The organism is Segatella hominis (genome assembly GCF_019249725.2).
GTDB lineage: Bacteria > Bacteroidota > Bacteroidia > Bacteroidales > Bacteroidaceae > Prevotella.
The window spans coordinates 3,430,704-3,451,253 of sequence record NZ_CP137559.1 but is presented as its reverse complement, the minus strand read 5'-3'; the positions used below and the strand labels follow the sequence as shown (position 1 = coordinate 3,451,253).

At 43.9% G+C, this 20,550-nt stretch carries 14 protein-coding genes and 2 pseudogenes; 12 read left to right on the top strand and 4 right to left on the bottom strand.

Going from position 1 to position 20,550, the window contains the following annotated elements:
* Window positions 1-62: 62 nt before the first annotated feature.
* Window positions 63-833, top strand: a pseudogene (gene proB, locus KUA50_RS13990) (glutamate 5-kinase); the annotation flags it as partial.
* Between the two features lie 103 nt (window positions 834-936).
* Here the strand turns inward: proB and KUA50_RS13985 are convergent.
* Window positions 937-3,117, bottom strand: coding sequence for an alpha-galactosidase (locus KUA50_RS13985; RefSeq protein ID WP_218455989.1), 2,181 nt, complete (start codon window positions 3,115-3,117; stop codon window positions 937-939).
* A 103-nt stretch (window positions 3,118-3,220) separates the two neighbouring features.
* The gene (locus KUA50_RS13980) at window positions 3,221-5,581 is read right to left on the bottom strand and encodes a TonB-dependent receptor (protein ID WP_413777432.1); all 2,361 of its coding nucleotides are present in this window, start codon (window positions 5,579-5,581) and stop codon (window positions 3,221-3,223) included.
* A 321-nt stretch (window positions 5,582-5,902) separates the two neighbouring features.
* Here KUA50_RS13980 and KUA50_RS13975 point away from each other — a divergent pair, with 321 nt between their 5' ends.
* The gene (locus KUA50_RS13975) at window positions 5,903-7,540 is read left to right on the top strand and encodes a DUF6377 domain-containing protein (protein ID WP_218455988.1); all 1,638 of its coding nucleotides are present in this window, start codon (window positions 5,903-5,905) and stop codon (window positions 7,538-7,540) included.
* 219 nt (window positions 7,541-7,759) lie between these two features.
* On the opposite strand, the gene galA is transcribed toward KUA50_RS13975, so the two are convergent.
* Window positions 7,760-10,192 (bottom strand): beta-galactosidase GalA, encoded by a 2,433-nt coding sequence (galA, locus tag KUA50_RS13970; protein WP_256624107.1) that lies wholly within the window; start codon window positions 10,190-10,192, stop codon window positions 7,760-7,762.
* Window positions 10,193-10,335: 143 nt separating this feature from the next.
* On the opposite strand from galA, the pseudogene KUA50_RS13965 reads away from it, so the two are divergent.
* From KUA50_RS13965 to KUA50_RS13955, 3 genes and pseudogenes are all read left to right on the top strand, one after another.
* A pseudogene (locus KUA50_RS13965) lies at window positions 10,336-10,710 on the top strand (IS1380 family transposase); the annotation flags it as partial.
* 199 nt (window positions 10,711-10,909) lie between these two features.
* The gene (locus KUA50_RS13960) at window positions 10,910-12,046 is read left to right on the top strand and encodes an AAA family ATPase (protein WP_218455987.1); all 1,137 of its coding nucleotides are present in this window, start codon (window positions 10,910-10,912) and stop codon (window positions 12,044-12,046) included.
* Window positions 12,047-12,258: 212 nt separating this feature from the next.
* On the top strand, window positions 12,259-12,504 hold the full coding sequence (locus tag KUA50_RS13955; RefSeq protein ID WP_218455986.1) for a hypothetical protein: 246 nt from the start codon (window positions 12,259-12,261) through the stop codon (window positions 12,502-12,504).
* Window positions 12,505-12,602: 98 nt separating this feature from the next.
* On the opposite strand, the gene KUA50_RS13950 is transcribed toward KUA50_RS13955, so the two are convergent.
* Entirely contained in the window at window positions 12,603-13,574 is a 972-nt protein-coding gene (locus tag KUA50_RS13950) for a DUF4595 domain-containing protein (protein ID WP_218455984.1), read from the bottom strand.
* Window positions 13,575-14,086: 512 nt separating this feature from the next.
* Here KUA50_RS13950 and KUA50_RS13945 point away from each other — a divergent pair.
* The 7 genes from KUA50_RS13945 (at window position 14,087) to KUA50_RS13920 (ending at window position 20,531) form a co-directional block, all read left to right on the top strand.
* A complete protein-coding gene (locus KUA50_RS13945; RefSeq protein ID WP_256624106.1) occupies window positions 14,087-14,308 on the top strand; it encodes a DUF4160 domain-containing protein in 222 nt (73 codons plus the stop codon).
* A gap of 12 nt (window positions 14,309-14,320) precedes the next feature.
* A complete protein-coding gene (locus KUA50_RS13940) occupies window positions 14,321-14,560 on the top strand; it encodes a DUF2442 domain-containing protein (protein WP_218455982.1) in 240 nt (79 codons plus the stop codon).
* Window positions 14,561-14,570: 10 nt separating this feature from the next.
* Entirely contained in the window at window positions 14,571-14,888 is a 318-nt protein-coding gene (locus tag KUA50_RS16940) for a DUF1016 N-terminal domain-containing protein (protein WP_218456029.1), read from the top strand.
* Between the two features lie 238 nt (window positions 14,889-15,126).
* Window positions 15,127-16,413 (top strand): glutamate-5-semialdehyde dehydrogenase, encoded by a 1,287-nt coding sequence (locus tag KUA50_RS13935; RefSeq protein ID WP_218455980.1) that lies wholly within the window; start codon window positions 15,127-15,129, stop codon window positions 16,411-16,413.
* 70 nt (window positions 16,414-16,483) lie between these two features.
* On the top strand, window positions 16,484-17,446 hold the full coding sequence (locus KUA50_RS13930) for an acetylornithine carbamoyltransferase (protein ID WP_118117288.1): 963 nt from the start codon (window positions 16,484-16,486) through the stop codon (window positions 17,444-17,446).
* Window positions 17,447-17,624: 178 nt separating this feature from the next.
* Window positions 17,625-18,653, top strand: a complete 1,029-nt coding sequence (locus KUA50_RS13925; protein ID WP_218455978.1) for a Rid family hydrolase — start codon at window positions 17,625-17,627, stop codon at window positions 18,651-18,653.
* Window positions 18,654-18,836: 183 nt separating this feature from the next.
* Window positions 18,837-20,531 (top strand): DUF6057 family protein, encoded by a 1,695-nt coding sequence (locus tag KUA50_RS13920; RefSeq protein WP_218455976.1) that lies wholly within the window; start codon window positions 18,837-18,839, stop codon window positions 20,529-20,531.
* Window positions 20,532-20,550 lie beyond the last annotated feature (19 nt).

The following is a 20,550-nucleotide window of genomic DNA, read 5'->3' as shown; positions in this document are numbered from 1 at the left end:
ATCACATAAAATATAACAAGAAGAACAAGAATACTCTTCGTTCTTCACTCTTCACTTTAATCATGGGAAAAAGAATTGTAGTAAAGGTGGGCAGCAATGTGCTGACCCGAGAAGACGGAAAGTTGGACGTAACAAGAATGTCGGCGATTGTAGATCAAATCGTTTGGCTCCGCAAACACGACTATGAGGTAATTCTGGTATCATCAGGTGCCGTAGCAGCCGGAAGAGCCGAGCTGCATGTTGGCCACCATTTAGACAGCGTGGAGCAACGCCAGCTGTTCTCTGCTATCGGACAGGTGAAACTCGTAGGTCTCTATTACAACCTTTTCCGTGAATACAAGATTAAGATAGGTCAAGTATTGACCATGAAGGAAAATTTCGGTGCCGAGGAGCAGTATAAGAACCAGGAGGCCTGCATGCAGGTAATGCTGGAGAACAATGTACTTCCTATCGTCAATGAGAACGATACCGTGTGCATCACCGAGTTGATGTTTACGGATAACGACGAGTTGTCTGGCTTGATTGCCAAGATGATGAATGCCGACACACTTATATTATTAAGTAATGTGGACGGCATCTACAATGGCGATCCAAGCGAGCCTACCACCCGCATTATCCCATCGGTTTATTACGACCGCGATATCAGCGAGTACATTCTTGCCAGCAAGAGCAGCCACGGCAGAGGCGGCATGACTTCGAAAGTGAAAACCGCCCACGACGTAGCCAATGCCGGCATCAAGGTAATCATCGCCAATGGCAACACGCCAAACATCCTCATCAACCTGAAGGAGCATCCGATGGAGACACTTCATACAGAATTTGTAGCAAGACCGCTAAACAAGTAAAATCATTAGGGAAAAGAGATACAGATACCTAAAAAAAAGCAGCAAGCCTATTATAGACTTTGCTGCTTTTTTTATTATGAATATTGATACCTTATTCTAATACCAATACATGGCTGGTTCCATCGGTCTGGCTGAATACATTCAAGCCGACTTTCATCAGATAGTCACCGCTATACTGTTTACCATTGCACTCCAAATCAGATTCCTTTCCAGGCATCAGATTGGTCTCCTTGACAGTATATACTTTATCGGCATCCAAACCCTGCATCTTCACGTTCATCACAGGCTCCTTGTAGCGTGGGTGCAAGTCGTAAGCAAAGAGAACGGCACGCTGTTTGTCCTTGCTTACATAGTTGATAGCACAGTGGTTGCCCTCGTATGGAGAAACCAGGCGATACTGGTCGCCTTCGAGGATCATCGGTTTCATGCTGTCATAGTTCTTGACGGCGTTCTGAACGAACTTATAGTCATCCTTTGAGAGTGACTTGAGGTCGATGTCGAAGCCCAACTTGCAAGAGCTGCAAACATCGGTGCGGAACTTCACGCTGGTATTTTTGTTCCAATTGGTTACATGAGAGCCCATGGTCTTGGCTGGGAAGAACTTAGACAAGCTCCACTGGATGTAGATGCGCTCGAATGGGTCTGTATCGTCAGAGCACCAAAACTCGGTGAAGTATTTCAACATCTCGTAGTCCATTCTGCCGCCACCGCCAGAGCAGAGCATCATAGGCAACTTAGGATACTTGTTGTGGATGCGAGTGAGTACCTTGTAGATGCCACGCACATGGTCGATATAGAAGTTGCCCTGGTTCTCCTTGTGATATGGAGAGTAGATGTTGGTAATCACACTGTTGCAATCCCACTTGAAGTAAGCCACATCTGGGTTCTCCGTCATGATGCGATCCACGATGCCGAACACATAATCCTGTACCTTAGGGTTGCTGATGTCAAGCACCAACTGGTTGCGATAGTAATAAGTGTCACGCTTAGGCTGCATGATGACCCAGTCGGGATGCTTTTCAAAGAGTTCGCTCTTAGGATTCACCATCTCTGGCTCAATCCAAATACCAAACTTTACACCTGCCTTCTTGGCATCTCTTACCAATCCTGGTATTCCCTCTGGCAGCTTGCTCTTGGTAGCCTCCCAGTCGCCGAGACCTGCATGGTCGTCCTTGCGAGGATACTTGTTGGCAAACCAACCATCGTCGAGCAAGAACATATCTACACCCAAGTCCTTTGCATCCTTCATCAACTCAGCAAGACTCTGCTGGTTGAAGTCGAAGCCAGTATTCTCCCAGTTGTTCAAGAGCGTAAGGCGATCTTCCATACCCATGTTTACCTGATACTGGCGAGCCCAATTATGCAAATTACGGGAAGCCTCACCCATGCCATTGTCGCTCATGGCGAAGATGAACTCAGGGGTAGTAAATGTCTCTCCTGCCTTCAACTTATAGTCGGAAGCGTATGGGTTGATGGCTGGGATGACACGAAGTGCGCCCACGTTGTCCACCTCGAAGGTAAAGCGGAAGTTGCCAGGCCATCCGATGGTTCCAAGCATCACCTTGCCTTCTTTTTCCTTGGCAGGCTCATCAAATCCCAGTTCAAAGAATGGCTCCTCCTGCATGGCTGCACGGGTACCCAACTTGGTATCAACTATCTTTTTTCCAGCAGTCAACTGGCAAGTCTCAGGCTGTCCTTCCTTAGCCCAGTCGCTATGATAGTTGGTGACGAAGTATTTGTTTGCCTTGAAGTAGAGCATGGTAGAACTGTATCTCCAGAGGGTGACAGGGGCTTTCTCTTTGTGAGAGATTTCGCTCCAAGCCTTGATGACGTTCTCCTTAGGATAAGCTGCATAGTGGAGCTTCACGGTCAGCGGATATACTTTGTCCTGAAGGGTGATGATGGTTTCAGTACCCCCATTGATAGCTTTCTCCTCGAATGACTTATAATATAAATAGGTGGTCATGTTGCCATCGGCATGAGTCACTGCCACTGCCGGCTCGAAGAAATCTTCAGCACCAGAAGTTGCATAAACCTCATGACCTCGTTGACAGACGGCACCATCAGAGGCTGCATATACATCCCACTTCAGGTTCTGATAGTCTGCGGGATTCTTCAACTTGTCGCCTAAATACACTTGATAGAGACGACCTTTAGGAGAAACTTGCATCACGAGATCGGTCTTGTCGGTCGATACTCTGATGGTCTTTTGCGCGAATGCCATCACTGAAGTCATGCACACAGCTGCAATAATCATAAATACCTTTTTCATTGTTCTTTGGTTTTTATTTGATTGTTGGTTTTATTATTTTTGCTATTACGATAACGTCTTGCAGTCTTACTTTATTGCAATTTTCATCGTATATTATGAAAGCTTAGAACTTGATTCCTGCTGAGAACTCGATGGTGAATGGGCGAAGATAGCTGCCGCTCATATACTTGCCTGCATATTTACTGGCTTCTTCCTTTGTAATCAACTCCGAACCGTTGATGGTACCTTTGGCACCCTTCTCGTTGAGGATGTTGATGACGCTCACACCGAGACTCAGTTTCTTATTCACGTTCCAGTTGATTCCGCCGAAAGTCTCCCAGTGACCATTGAAATAGAGTGCCTCCTGGAGGTTGGCGTAGGTCTTGCCAAAGTAACGGAAGCTCAACCAAGCGTTCAAGTTCTTGGTGATGTCATACTTAGGATCCAACTCAATGAGTACCTGTGGAATCTCCTTCACAATCATGTTGTTCGCATTTACACCCATAGTCTGGCCATCATTGAACGTTACGCTTGCATTGTAGTTCTTATACACTGGCTTCTGATAGGTGAAGAGGGCGTGCATGTGGAAGTTCTTGAATGGATTGATCTCGGCAGAGGTGGTCCAACCCAAGGTCTGGATGTTGTAGATGAGCAACACGGTCTTGCCTTCAGACGTGCCAGGCTTGGTGAGGTTCTGCTGGTCGATGTTGTTCGACTTCGAGATGTAAGTAATCATGGAAGATAAGTCTATCCAATCGTTCTTGTAGAAGATTCCACCACGAATCAGCGGGATTGTAACTCGCTTGTACTGTTCCTCGGTAGGACCTGTTCCTGCATACTCGCTGATGCGTGGGAAGCGGGTGGCGATGGTTGCGTCAGCTGTCAGACCAAACTGGTTGGTGAGGTTGTACGTCAACTGCAGGGTAGCCGCATAGTTCAGTTTGTTCTTGGTCACCTTGGCTGGTTCGATATTATGCGCTGTGGCTACGATAGAACCATCCTCCGCAGTAGAATAGGTGTTGTAATTGCCGATATGGAATCCCTTGAAGCGTGAGGCAGAAATTTGGTTTGCCGACATGCGATAGTACTCCAGACGTCCGCCATAGAAGACTTTGAACTTAGGGGTTACTCTCCATTCGTCGGTAAAATAAACAGCCAACTTGTTCTCAGAACCCTTGGTGTATTCAGGACTCAGCTCGTTATATCCAAAGGTCTCGGAGCGACGTGCGGTCAGTGTAGGGTCAAGAGGATTTACGTACATTTGGCTCAATGTGCGAGGATAAGGCTCCACGGTACCAGCCCACTGGAAAGATGATGAATAGTAGTCGAGATGATAATACCACTCGTTCAGACCTATCATCAACTTGTGGTTGTTCAGCTGCTTGCTGATTTCTGTCGTCATGAGAGCATTACTCACCTTTCCTACGTGCAACCAAGTACGTCGTCCCTCAATGAGTCCGCTATAAGCTGAGCCATCGGAGAACTGATAACCATCAGCCTCGCTCACCTCCGAGATAGAGCTACCACCGTAATCCACGTAGTTGGCGCGAGGAGCATTCATGTATTTAGCGTTGAATTTCCACAACCATCCGTTGTCAAATTGGTACTGGCTGATGAGGGCAATCTCGTTGGCGTGGTTCTCGCTTCCGTTGCTCATGTTCCAGGTCTCCATCTTGCCAGTCTTGGTGTTCAAGTATTGGAAAGAACCTTGTCGCTGAACATAGGAGTCCATGCCTGGGTCGAAGCCGGCGATTTTCTTGATGCTGCCGTCACCTGCGTAGATGAAAGGTGCCGCATTAGCAAAGTTGCCTGGGTTCTTGCTGTTTGAGTACTTATATAATAAGGAGATGCGTCCCTTGCCTTCGTTCAGAATTCGGGTCAGACCGAAATGATAAATCTGGGTACGATCTGCGTAATCGGTGAAGCGAAGCTTGAAACTTCCTGGGTCGAAGTTCTGGTACATACTAGCAGTATAGAGCCAGTTGGTACCGATGCCACCAGAGAGGTTAAGGTCAAAGTTCTGCATACCGAAGTGGTTCGCCTTGTAATTGAGCTTGCCCTTGAACTCTTTCTGACCAAATTCGCTGAAAGAAGATACAGCGTAAGCAATGTTACCTGTGGCAATAGCCGACTCGGAAGGCGTCATCAGGTCGGTACCTTTCAGAGAGGCATCGCTGCGCCAGTGGGCTGAGAGTTTGTGAACTGAGGATGAATAAACTGCAGGAAGACCGTTCTCATATACGGTTACGTCTTCGCTCGGCAATCCAATCTGGATTTCACGAGGCTTGTTGGCGTCGGCAGCATTAAGCATCACGTTACGCTCTTCCTTCTTGTCCTTCTCTACGGATTCCTCTTCGAGGTTGAAAGACTTCTTTTCTTTTGTACTTGACTTCTCTTCATGATGATTAGAAGGAAGTGCATACATGTAGCTTGTCGCTGACATTACAGCCAAAGCCATGGAAAATGTACGGATTTTTAGGTTCATAACTTATTCTTTTTTTAGTTACATTATTAAATTTATTTGTTCATTCCAAAATGTTTTAATCTGAATCGAATGCGTTTAGATTTCGGTTACAAAGATAGATTGTTTTTAGACACCTTGGTGCTGTGTGTAGGGCGTGAGTAGATGCTTGGATACTCTTATAAAGACTTAACTGCCTAATAATCAGAATATATATAGAATTAATACTTTTTATGAGAGTAGATGTTGAAAAGAAGAATAAAAGTCGTATTTTTGCAGCCGTAAAGGGTTATTCTCTTTCATAACAAAGCAAAAACAGGTAAGAACAATAACAAACAAAGGACAATGAAGAAGATAGTATGGCTCTTGATGATGGTGGTGATGCCGATGTTGGCAAATGCGGCATTTTCCCGTAATGCGGATTTGGACGACGAGGATGAGTTGCTTCATCGTCTGGACCAATATATTGCTCGTCGGGACGAGTTCTCTTCCAAGAAAGAGAAGAAACTCATACGAATGAAGAAAAAACTGAATTTTACTTCCGACAAACGAGAGCGTCTGAGTCTTTACAATCAAATCTATCGTGAGTATTATACTTATCGATATGACTCAGCCATGGTATATGCCAACAGGGGCCTGCAATTGGCAGAACAGTTGCATGATGACTATTTCATCAACCTCAACAAGATCAATCGGGCTGCGGTGTTATCCACAGGTGGATTCTATAGTCAGGCAGAAGACCTGTTGCTTTCTTTGAAGCCAGAAGACATTTCGCCCAAGCTGATGCAATACTATTATTACACCTTGACATGGGTGTATAACTATTGGGAAGCTTTCTGCGAAAGGTCTGAATTCAAGGAGGAAATGCAAGATAAAAAAAGACTCTATCTTGCCAAGACCCTTGAATATGTAGGCAACAAGCATTCCGCGCTCTATTATTATCTGAGTGGTGAGTTGGAGTATTTGCTACATCGCACAGACAAGAAAGTGTTGGGCTGGTATCAGAAAGCCCTTGCCGCCAGTCCTATTGACAGTAGAGTACATGCTTCTGCAGCATATTGTATAGCTCGTTATTATCAGGACAATGGGCAGATGGACATATATGAGAAATATTTGGTAGAGGCGGCCATCTCCGACCAAATTTGTCCCTTGAAAGAAAATTTGGCACTTCAGGAACTTTCCACCTATCTATATAATAAGGATGCTAAGTATGCGAAGCGTGTGTCAAAGTATATCTATTGTTCGATGGAAGATGCTCAGTTTTATAACAATCGTCTTCGAATGGTTGAGATCTCTCGCATACTTCCGCTTATCACGGAAACGAATCATCAGCAAGGAATACGTCAAAATCGAATCATCACGGCATCGCTGGTTGTGGTAAGTATCGTGTCTCTTGGCTTCTTGGCGATGATGTTCTTTGTCTTCAGGATAAATAAGCGTTTGGCAAAGAGTCGTCGGGAGGTGAAGAGTCAAAATACACTCTTGGACGAACTGAACCAGAAGCTGCTCAATACCAACAAGCGCAGGGAGACTTATATGAGATTGTTTATGGACATCAGTGCCGTCTATATCAAGAAACTCGACGATTATCGCAAGTTGGTGAGCCGCAAGATCAAGGCGAAACAGACTGCCGACCTCCTTACCGCCATCAACAGCTATAAGTTGGCAGAAGAGGAAGCTTCAAGTTTCTACAACCGATTCGATAAGGCTTTTATGGACTTATACCCTAACTTCGTGGATGAGTTCAACCAACTGCTGTTGCCAGAAAAGCAGATTGTTCTCCCAGCCCCTAACAGTCTCACCAAGGAACTGCGTATCTATGCACTGATGCGACTAGGAATTACGGATGGTCAGGAACTGGCCACCCTCCTGTTCTATTCTACGCAAACCATCTATAATTACAAGACAGCCATCAGAAAGCGAGCGAAAGACCTCACCACTTTTGATGCAGCCATCAACCAACTATGCAATGTGATAGAATAATCAGAGCAAGTGCTTGGCAACACCCAAAGCGTATTAATTTGCAAACAGCACGCAGACAGGTTTTCCAACCTTTATATCTTGCTTCGTATCAACCATCATTCCTGTTTATTGAGGCTGAAAGCCCCAAGTCCTTGTCACCCATCATCATATTCACTCACGGCATAAACCCCATTTGCATCATGAATAAAAAAAGGGAAGGCTTTCACCTTCCCCTCCATATCATTTAGTATTTATTGTCAGTTCTCCAGCTTTAAGCTCGTTGGCTTCGCCTCTCAACTGCAGTGCAGAGGAATTGCGTGAACTCTGGATAATCACCTGCGCCAGTCCATTGAATGCAGGTATGCTAAACTCATGGCAGTCGTTATGATTAGGATGATCAGCACCAAGATAAGACGGATCTCCATTTCCTACACCGAGTATTTTGCCATCTCCTGAAAGTTTAAACGTCAGCTTCGGACAAGCATCGGGCACAATACGTCCCTTAGCATCCTGCACTTCTACTGTGACAACAGCCACATCGCGTCCGTCTGCACTGATCGTCTGACGGTCTGTTTTCATCACAATCTTATAAGCCGGCTTGGTAGTTTCCACCTGCTTGGTAAGCATACGTTTACCATTCTTATAACCAATAGCCACAACCTTTCCGGGCTGATAAACAGCTTTCCATTTCAGGTGACCGTTCTTAGGCATAGTCTGGCGTCCCAGTTTCTTTCCATTCACTATCAGTTCCACTTCGTCGCAGTTGCTATACGCCCAAACCTCCACGGTTTCACCTTCATGTCCTTGCAGATTCCAGTGTGGGAATATATGCAACACAGGCTCGTCAGTCCATACAGATTTCAGATACCATGCTTCATCTTTCATGAAACCGCAATAGTCAAGGATACCAAACTCAGACTCATGGGCAGGATATTTCAGCGGATTAGGTTCTCCACGATAGTCAAATCCTGTCCAATAGAAAAGACCGGCAGCCCATGGGCGTTCATCATAGAAATTCCATCCGCGCTCTATCACGTTTTCCACGCCAGGTTTTGTTCCTCTGTTCATGCTAACCATGTGTCCGGGCTGTTCTTTTGATTCGAAATACACCCCACGAGTACCACAACCGGTTGTTTCCTCTGTGCCCACGATTTTCCAGTCAGGATTAGCTTTTTTTCTATTATCCACATCGTTTTGCACGATATAATTAAAGCCAACCACATCCAGTCCTTTAATCATTTCCGAACCTCCGGCATTGGCAATAGTAGAATGACGTGTAGGATCGAGCAGTCGGGTATATTCTCGCATGGCAGCAGCAATACGTGTGCCCTGTACGGAGTTTTCTATTCCCCACTCCTCATTACCATCACTCCACAGAATGACTGATGGATGGTTTCGGTCACGCTTAATCATATTCTCCAGCAAGCGCAAGTGTTCTGTGTTGATACCAGTCAAACGGTTTTCGTCGATGACCAACATACCTTCTCTATCACAAATATCGAGCAAGGCAGGTGTCATGGGGTTATGTGAAGCACGATAGGCATTACAGCCAAACTTCTTGAGCTTCTTGATGCGCCAAGCCTGCAAAGCATCGGGAATAGCAGCCCCTACCCCAGCATGATCCTGATGCATATTGACGCCCTTCAGTTTGATGGGTTTTCCATTAAGCATGAAACCCGATTGAGCATCAAACACCACTTCACGGATACCAGTTGTCGTTTCATAGACATCTGTCACTTCGCCATTCACCTTTACCGTAGTTTCCACCTTATATATATAAGGGTCGTCAGTTGACCACAGATGCGGATGATCGAGAGCTATGGTCTGTTCGCAACCAAGGGTCTGTTTGGCGTTTAGACTAAGGTTTACGCTTTCAGCCTTTCCCACCAGTTTACCTTCTGCGTCCAGCAGTCGTTGCTCTACACTGCATTGCTGCGATTCAAGCGAATGGTTGTTGACCTCAGTTTTCACATGAACCACCGCAGCATCATAGGGCTTCTTGATATCGGCAAACACGAAAGTGCCAAACGGTGCCACACTTACGGAAGCAGACTTCAACAGCCAAGCATCTCGATAGATGCCTGCCCCTTCATAAAACCATCCTTCCTCTAATGTTGCGTCAGCACGCACACAGATGAGGTTCTCGCCTCCATAGTTGACATATTCGGTCACATCATACACCTGTGTAGCATAGCCACTCGGTTCCGTTCCCATATAAAATCCGTTGAACCACACTTGTGCGTTACGGAAGATGCCATCAAACTGAATGGCGATATGCTTTCCCAAGTCCTCCTTAGGAATACTGATAGTTTTACGATACCATCCTACACTTGTCTCTGGAAATTTATATCCTACAGTCTTATAACCATGCGAATGACTTGCATTCCGAGCATAAGACAGATTGGTCACCCAATCGTGAGGGATAGTAACAGACACCCAGGTGGAATCGTTGAATTTCTGAGCATACGGACCTGCGTTATGTATGGAATTTGCCTTGGTCAGATAGTTGAAATACTCAGTACCACAGCCAAAATCCTTGGCAGGATCGGCAGCATTTCCAAAAGCAAACTTCCATCCTTCGTCTATGAGAATCTTCTCACGTACGTTGTCAGCCATGACACCAGTCATCTGCATACTGGCAACAGCTAAGAGTAACCATTTTCTTATCTTCATTGTTTTTCCCTTAATTCCGCAACACTATTATAAATTAAATCCTCTAAGTACCTGAGCAACAAAAGTTGACCAGGATTTTGTCATGTCGAAGAATTCACTTATCTTAGTGTTGCAAAAATAAACAAGCAAAACTCTGATATGACATGGCAAAGATACAAATTAAATCTGAGAAACTCACTCCTGTTGGAGTGAATATTTTCAATCATGGAGCATTTGACTCCACATTGTCATCTGTAATCGACTCAACCCTCGGTCTAAGGTGTAAATCGTTCGGTTATCGGTACAGCGAAATCATCCGTTCTCTCATGAGTATCTACTTCTGTGGTGGCTCATGTATTGAGGATGTCACTACTCATTTGCTGAACCATCTCTCGCTTCATCCGACACTTCGCACTTGTAGCTCTGACACTATCCTCAGAGCGATAAAGGAGCTGACGCAAGAAAACATTTCATACACATCAGATACGGGTAAGAACTACGATTTCAATACGGCTGACACTCTCAATACTTTACTACTGTTCGTTTCCATCAGAAAGCGAGCCAAAGACCTCACCACTTTTGATGCAGCCATCAACCAACTATGCAATGTGATAGGCTAATAAATGGCAGAAAATTGAGAATATTCCTCAACTTTCTGCCTTTTTCTTTTGCATATTCAATAAATAGTTGTATCTTTGCCATTACAACAAAGTTGTAACACAAAAAATGTAATGGCGTATGAAACTAAGTAACAGGAAATTAGCAAATCCTTTCATCTATCAAGGTTATGAAAGTCCTGAGTATTTCTGCGACAGAGAGGCAGAAACAAAGACTTTGATATCGCACCTGAAGAATGGAAGGAACGTTACCCTCATTTCTCCTCGAAGAATAGGGAAAACAGGGCTTATAAAGAATACATTCTATCATCTGGATACAGAAGAGAAGGATACAGCATGCCTATACCTTGACATATTCGCCACCAAGAACTTGCACGACTTTGTGGAACAATTTGGCGTAATGGTTATCAATGACATCGTCCGCAAGAACTCCTCATTCATAGAGAAAACCATCGCCTTCTTCAGTGCCTTGCGCCCTGTACTCAGCATGGATCCATTAACTGGTGAACCTAGCGTATCTATCACAATAGAGCCATCCCAAGAGGACATCACTATCCGCAGCATCTTCAACTATCTCAACGAGAGTGGGAAAGAGGTATATATCGCCATCGATGAATTTCAGCAGATTGCAGAATATCCAGAGAAAGGCACAGAGGCATTGCTACGTTCTTATATCCAGTTTGCCCAACATGTGCATTTCATCTTCTCCGGCAGCAAGCATCATCTGATGGCTGAGATATTCGGCTCGCCGAAACATCCATTTTACCAAAGCACTGAGATGATGGGACTGAAGCCATTGGATTGCAGCATTTATTATGACTTCTGTCAAAACTTCTTTAAGCAGAAAGGCGGTAATCTATCGAAGGATGTTTTCGAACAAATCTACCACCAGTTTAATGGCCATACCTGGTATATTCAATGCATCATGAATCGCCTCTATGAAACGGAGCTTACCATTTACTGTATTGAGCAAGTGAATGCCGCCTTACTCTCCATCCTACAAGGCAGAGAACCACAGTTTGAGAACATGGTTCAGTTCTTCACTGAAAACCAGTTCGCTCTTCTGAAAGCTATTGCCAAAGATGACATTGTTACCCAGCCTACATCAGGCAAATTCATCAAGGAGCACAAGCTGAGTGGAGCTAGCAGCGTAAAGGCAGCCCTCAAGGTTCTGGAAGACAAGGAATTGGTATATAGAACCAATGAAGGATACATCATCTACGACAGATTCATGGATCTGTGGTTAAAGAGAATATAAACAAAAAATGTGCTTTAAACGTGCGGAATGCGTCTTTTTTAAGCACATTCCGCACGTTTAAAGCACATTTCTCTCCTAGAAAGCCGTACATTTTACAATGATTACGACCATGGGATTATCCGACAATCCTTATGCTTGGGATGTTCAGTCGGTAGTAACAATGGACGACTTGTTTGTTCTCTAAACATCCTAACTATATTAAGCTGGAGGAGATGGCAACAGAAGCCACAGAATCCGTTGTCAACATGCCTTCTTTTTTACAACAGAAGACTTACAGAAAGCAGGCATTGTACAATAACCGTTGTCCTTTGCAAATTTCCGTTCCCGACCTTACAACAGAATCTGTTCTGAAAGCATTCTGCAAAGCATTAAAGATAAAGCTCGTAAAAGAGCGTCTCCCTTTGCGTAAATTAAACGATGCTTGGGAATTCCTTTTCGAAGAAGCTGCAAGTATGTAAAAAGTACAAAACAGAAGAAAAAATGGCTTTTTTCAAAAAAACAGAATACAAGAGGGTGTGCCACAAGTCCATGACGCACCCTCGAAATTGTCTAAAAATTATTTTACAGCGAATTTCTTCACCAATCCACTTTTATTTCGTAAAATTTTAATTCCTTTTCCTAACCGTGTTTTTCTCCCACTACAATCAAATACATCATATTTTTGCATCAATTCTTCCTTTCGTATATTTTCAATTTGATTAACTTGCCCAACCTCTTCATAATTATATTGGGTCTTCACATAAGGAGCACCATCCAAAGAATATTCAGAAGTAGCCAATGTTCCATCATCATTAAATGTATATCGAAACTGATAATCAAAAACCTCTATACTACCATTATCGTCATTAGTATAAACAATGCGAGAGGGTAAATGACGACAACCTTTCCCAAGAAACCCAGTAACAAAGGCAAAACCATAATCAGCATCAAACAAAAATGTATTCAAACTAAACTGCTGATAAGTATTATTATACGAATCTTCATAAGAAAAAACATAATGACGTTTATCCCATTCACTATTTTCTGTATAATGATCCATTGTCAGGATATCCCCATTATTCCAATCGTATTTATGAACAGTTTTTTCGCCATCACTAAATTCAGTCCATAAAGCCAAATTATCCATATTATTATACTCAAATGAATATTGCCTTACATCCTTATCGCCACTACAATCCATCCAGTCTTCGCAAATCTTCGACAAAAAGCCCATGTTTGTTGTCTCCACAGATCCCCAACTCCAGACTTCCCAATCTTCACCTACGTTTGGAGTACCCCACTGTAAAGTCAACGGATTATATGAAATATACCATGGATCTTCATCTGACAAAACCTTGCACAATTGCCCTTTGTCATTGTATTCAAAATTAAAATTATCCAATTTCCCATTTTCTGTAATTATAGATTTGATTCTCACTACCTTGCCATTTTTACAAGTTATATAACCATAACAACACTCCTTGCCTGCATATACAAACAGAGAAAGACAACATAAAAAAGTTGTAATTATAAACCTAATCTTTTTCATAAACACGAGTTATGCCTTACAGAACATCCCCAACTAGGCGGTAAAAAATCCGTTAGATTTAGATACCCAAAAAAGACGTGGGAGTCTCTACTTCTCGTCCATCCCAAGTCTCAGGTTCTCGTATTTCCTATGCTCAAAGGATAGACAACACAGATAGCCCACATCATGACGCATTATAATATACCAATATACAGAACACAACTATTGTTATCAAACAACTGTCTGCCCTACACATCAGGTTACAATACACCCTTCGTGGACGTTCCCTGTTGTCGTTCTCTTCTTGAGCATATTCAAATTTGCGAGATTTGAGACTCAAAGATAACGTTCCGTAAACGTCCTTTACCAGTAAATAACCCACTCACCCATACAAAAGGGCTAACAGAGTTGGTGGCAAAAATAAAAAATAATATCGAAACCTCCAAACTTTTATCGTAAAAATTGAAGAGAAAGATTGTTTTTTCAAAAGAAAGCACTATCTTTGCACCATAATTATATAAAAACAAGGAATATTGATTTACATTTACGCCTTTGGCCACAATCCACCGCACATTCATGTACGAAGTGGAGAAGGTTCTTTTACGATTACTATCAAAGACAGAATCGTAGAAGGACGTGCTAAATCAAAGACGATTCGTTTGATTAATGACTTCATCGACGAACATGAAGACGAAATCATGGAACTTTGGGGTAAAGCCCAAAGAGGAGAAACAATAAAGAAAGTACAACGATAAAACAAAACGGCTATGATTTTAACGATTAAAGATGTAGACTACTTAGGAGATTATACTCTTCTTTGTACTTTTAATGACGGAATAAAGAAAAAGGTTGACTTAACCTCGCTCTTAAAATACCCAGCATTCAGCGAGTTGAAAGACAAAAGCAAATTCATTCAATTCGGATTAGACCAAACAATATTTTGGGCTAATGGTGCCGATATTGCGCCAGAATATCTCTATGAGCATGGAGTAACAGAAGACAACTAAACAACATGAAATCGGACAACGTATAGCGGAACAGACCGGAGCATCACGTGCAGAATACGGAAAGCATGTGATAGAGGTCGCTTCGGCTGCTCTTACTGAGGAATTCGGGAAGGGATTCTCATATACGAATATTGCCAATTACAAAAGGTTTTATCTGACATTCAACAACTTACAAATTCTTCAGACAGTGTCTGAGAAATTCAACAATCCAATTCAACAGGCACTGCCTGCTGAATTATCTACGCACTTTCAAAAAGGGCAGACAGTATCTGCCCAATTCGAACTACGCCTTCTTCCTTGGTCTCATTACGAGCGTCTATACGAGTAGAAGACAAGAAGGTTCGTGAATGGTATGCAAAGGAGGCACCATTACAAAAAGGTCAGACGCTGTCTGACCTTTTTTATCTCATTTTCTGTATAACTATCCATTTATCTATAAAACTATTACTTTTTCTTGCATAAAGTTTGCAATTTCCGATATTTATGCTTACCTTTGCCATTGTTAAGAGGGAACTCGTAACACATTACAAAATATCTTATCATAAAAATAAGAAAGGAAATAGCAAATGGAACTGAAAGAGACATTCCAAAAAGTGAAGGCAGCTAGCAAAACACTTGGTTTGCTAACTGATGATCAACGTAATGATATCCTGCAGGCGGTGGCTGATTCCATCATCGCCGAAACTCCTGCGCTCCTTGCAGCAAATGCAGAAGACCTGGCAAAGATGGACAAGGCGAACCCGCTCTATGACCGACTGCAACTTACTGAGCAGCGACTCCAGGATATTGCTTCGGATATGAGACACGTCAGCACGTTGCCCTCACCCCTTGGAAGAGTTCTCAAAGACAAGACACTCGAAAACGGATTGCACATGCAGAGAGTTGCCGTTCCTTTCGGAGTCATCGGCATGATTTACGAGGCCCGTCCTAATGTTACCTATGATGTTTTTTCTCTCTGTTTCAAGAGTGGAAATGCTTGCGTACTGAAAGGTGGTAAGGATGCAAACGCCTCTAACTCAGCGGGTGTCGAACTTATCCACAGGGTGTTGATAAAGTATGGAGTGAATCCTGACATATGTACGCTCCTACCTGCTACCCATGAAGCTACGGGAGAAATGCTGAATGCCGTTGGCTATATCGACCTCTGCATTCCTCGTGGCGGAAAGAAACTCATCAACTTCGTTCGTGATACTGCCAAAGTACCGGTCATTGAGACAGGAGCAGGCGTGGTACACTGCTACTTTGACAAGGATGGTGACTTGGAGATGGGCAAGCGCATCATCACCAATGCCAAGTGCCGAAGAGTAAGCGTATGCAATGCACTCGACTGTCTGTTGATTCACGAAAACAGATTGAGCGACCTCCCTGCCCTCTGTGAAGGTCTTGCCGAGAAACAAACCAAGATTCATGCTGATACCCAAGCTTACGAGGCATTAAAGGGACACTATCCTGATACCTTATTATATAAGGCAGAGGAAAGTGAGGCGAAGATGAAGGAAGCCGATGCCAACGTGAAGAGCATCTGGAACACCGAATGGCTCAGTATGCAGATGGGTATCAAGACTGTAGCTTCTGAAGACGAAGCACTCGACCATATCGCTACTTACGGAAGCGGACACAGCGAAAGTATCGTTTCTAATGACGAAGCAGCTCAAAAGAAATTCCAGATGATGGTAGATGCTGCTTGCGTCTATGTGAACGCTCCAACCAGCTTCACCGATGGCGCACAATTTGGACTGGGAGCTGAAATTGGTATCAGTACTCAGAAGTTAGGAGCCCGCGGACCAATGGCTCTCGAAGAGATTACCACCTACAAGTGGTTGATTACAGGAAATGGACAGACGAGGAAGTGAAGAGTGAAGAACGAAGAGTGAAGAATTCAATAGCTTTATATTAGAAATAACAAATAAAAACAAAATAACAATGAAGACATTCTTTAATGTTGAAGACCTTGGCGACTTGAAAGCAGCGCTCGCTGAGGCACAGGAAGTAAAAGCAAACCGTTTCGGTTATCAGGAGTTGGGCAAGAACAAAACCTTGCTGATGATATTCTTCAATAACAGCCTCCGTACCCGTTTGAGTACACAGAAGGCAGCTATGAACCTGGGCATGAATGTAATCGTGCTCGACGTAAATGCTGGTGCATGGAAGTTGGAGACAGAACGTGGCGTTATCATGGATGGTGACAAGAGTGAGCACCTGCTGGAGGCCATACCTGTGATGGGAAGTTTCTGCGACCTCATCGGTGTGCGCAGCTTTGCCGGTTTGAAAGACCGTGACTACGATTATGCCGAGACCATCGTCAACCAGTTCGTGAAGTACAGCGGCCGCCCAGTTTTTGCCATGGAGACTGCTACCGTTCACCCACTCCAGGCATTCGCCGACCTCATCACCATCGAGGAACATAAGAAGGTGGCTCGTCCTAAGGTGGTTCTGACCTGGGCTCCTCATTGTCGTGCCCTGCCTCAGGCTGTACCTAACTCATTCGCCCAGTGGATGAACGCAGCCGATGTTGATTTCGTGGTTACTCATCCTGAGGGCTATGAACTCGACCCTAAGTTCGTAGGCAATGCCAAAGTGGAGTACGACCAGAAGAAGGCGCTGGAAGGTGCAGACTTCGTTTATGCCAAGAACTGGAGCTGTCCGGGCGTAAAAGACCCAGCACAGTATGGTGAGATTCTGAGCAAGGACATGAGCTGGACCATCGACGAGGAGCACATGAGCTGGACCAATGACGGTTGCTTCATGCATTGCTTGCCTGTTCGCCGTGGTTTGATTGTTACAGATGATGTCATCGAAAGCCAGAACAGTCTGGTCATTCCAGAGGCAGCCAACCGTGAGATTTCAGCCGAGGTTGTCATCAAGCGTATGCTCGAATCACTCTAAAGCAGGAAATAAGAAAGAGATTGGGGGTGTGTCATAAGTTCATGACACACCCTCTTTTTCACTCTACTCAACATAATCCTATCCTCATTTCTCGGTATTTTAATCTTTTCATCCGATTTATATTCTTTTATCTCAGATATTATCCGTACCTTTGCTACCGAAAAAAGAAAAGAACAAGATGGATAAATACATAATATTATCACCAAAAGCCAAGGGAACGTTCAATGACCGTCTCAATTTTCTGTATCTGAAACTAGGTAACTATCTCGACACCGAGAAACCGGGAAATCGTACTTTGCAATATTGTAAAGTATTCCTCAGCGACGCCCAGAACCAGACTCAGGATTTAGAAGAGTCACTCCTTTATCAGGAGTATCTTAAGGATACCCATCTTACGGTTGTGGAGCAACCTCCGCTCAACGGGAACAAGATTTCACTTCTTATCAAGACCACAGACGATAAGACCCCTATCCTGTTCCACAGTCTCCGACTGACTGAGGAAGAAGCGAAGGGAAAGGATTCATACGAACAGACCCGAATGCTATTCGACAAATACCTGCAACTTATCGCCGGTACAGATATGACGATGGAGCGCAACCTGGTAAGAACATGGATATACGTAACTCATATCGATGTAAACTATCAGGAAGTAGTAGAAGCGCGCAATGATGTTTTCGACCAGCAAGGTCTGACGGCAGAAACCCATTATATAGCCAGTACGGGCATCGGCGGAGCAACATCCGTACGTCATGCATCTGTAGCTATCGACTTTCTGACCGTTCCCGGTATCAGGGAAGAAGACAAGCAATATCTCCAGGCACTCAACCATCTGAATCCTACTCACGAATACGGAGTAGCCTTTGAACGGGGAACCAGCCTTTCTCTGCCCCAGAAGAAACAATATTTCATATCAGGAACAGCCAGCATAGATAAAGATGGAGCAGTTGTATACGAAGGTGATATTATAAGACAAACCGGCAGATTGCTCGAGAACATCGGTGCTTTATTGAAGGATGGCGATGCGATGATGAACGATATCCAATACTTTATCATCTACCTGCGCGACATCTCTGATTACCATACCATAGAGCAACTGATGAATCAGTTTTACCCTCAGATACCACATATCATAGTAGAGGCAAGAGTATGCAGACCGGGCTGGCTGATCGAGATGGAATGTATTGCAGAAAAACAAGAACAGAAATAAATGCTGATAAATGCAGAAATTTACTTTCAAAGAGTAAGTTTCTGCATTTTTTATGATTCATTCTAATATATTTTTATTACCTTTGCCCCTAATAAGTTGCACCTTGGCAAAGAGTAAATGCTAAAACTTCACTACTTATACGAAACAAGATACACAGATATAAAAACTTATAAACCGACAAAAATGAGTGAACAGCAAACAAGCCAATCTAGTTTTGGCATATATTCGTTATATGTATTGGGAGCCATCGCATGCTTTGTGTTCTTCCAATTCTTCTATCCCTACCATCTGTTTTATCAGGAGCAGAACCAACTGTTTCTGTCATCATGGGATTATCTGACTACTTATCTGGACAAACCGGGATGGCTGGCCTGTCTGGCAGGCGATTTTCTAACCCAGTTTTATTATTTCCGCTATGCCGGTCCTATCATCCTTACCCTCTGTATTCTTATTACGGGATATAATGTAAAATGCGCAGTAAGAGATGCAGACATCCAATGGAAAAAGACGGCACATATCGTAGCCTTCATCATGATGATCCTATTGGTATGTTTCAGTTTTCACTACGACTACCGGCTTTGCAGCATTCTGGCAATAGCAGGTGGTGCCAGTGTGTTCCGTGTCAGCACCAAGCTGCTCACTTCCACCCGAATGTTTCTCAAGAAGATAGAGAAGATGGACGACAATCCTTCTGCCGCAGCAGGTTTGGGAGCAGCGCATTGGATTACCGCCTTCAGTATCATTGTTTCCGTATTCGTATGCCACTGGTTCTTTGGAAATGGAGTATGGATCTACGGAGCGCTGGTATTTACAGGCTGTCTTTCCCACATCAAGAAAGTGGGAACCTACTATCGCCTGGCTGCCCTCGTGATTCCTTTCTTCCTGCTGATGCTGTCCAAGCGACTCTACTTCTGTGACTTCCAGACCCTTTATACCTATCCGGGTATCGGAAAACTGGTAAAACCGCAAATGGATTTGGAGAAAACATTCGCAGTAGACTGTGAATATTACTTCGGTAATTATAATAAGGTTATCAACATCGTAGAAAAGACGGAAAATCCGGACCAATACATGAAGTTCTACTATAACCTCGTGATGGCGCAAAACGGATATCTTCCAGACAACCTGCTGGGATTCCAGAATAACAACCTGGGTACATTCGAGAAACTGGGACCAGACACCCCAACCCTCACCATCAAGACCCTGAACGAACTGTATTGGGTTCTGGGCGACATGACTTTCTGCGAACGTGCCACAATGCTTGCCAATGTCTGCTCTCCGAATAACCGGAATATCAGAATGGTAAAGCGACTTGCCGAAATCAATCTGGTGAAGGGCGACTACGCTGCAACCCGCAAATATCTCCGTATCCTGCAAAAAACCTTCGTATGGAGCAGATGGGCAAACCGTGCTTTCTCATCACTTGGCAGAAAAGCAACAACTGATGAAAAAGCCCTCTTGCAACAATACATAGAAAAGCGCCCGTTCATCAACCGGAAGGATACGCTACGACTGAACGAGAATTGCCACACCATCATGTGTGAACTGGCAGAAAGTAATCCGAACAACAAAATTGCCATCGACTACATGCTCTGCAGCGATCTCCTCCTGAAAGACATGGAAACCTTCAAGCGGGATTATGATACTTATTATCTCAAACAGAAAAACGTTTCCTACGAACGCCTGTATCAGGAGGCTCTCATGATTTATCTGGCAGGAACCAAGGCTAAGCCGGAAGAATGGGCAAAGTATATCAAGCGTCAAGATGTTCTGCAGCGTTTCCATCAGTATAATGAAGAACGGGGCAACCAGGCTTTCTGCGATACCTACTGGTATTACTTCGACAAGGCAGAGGTGCCTAAGTTGAACATCAACTGAGGAAATAATTGACGCTAAC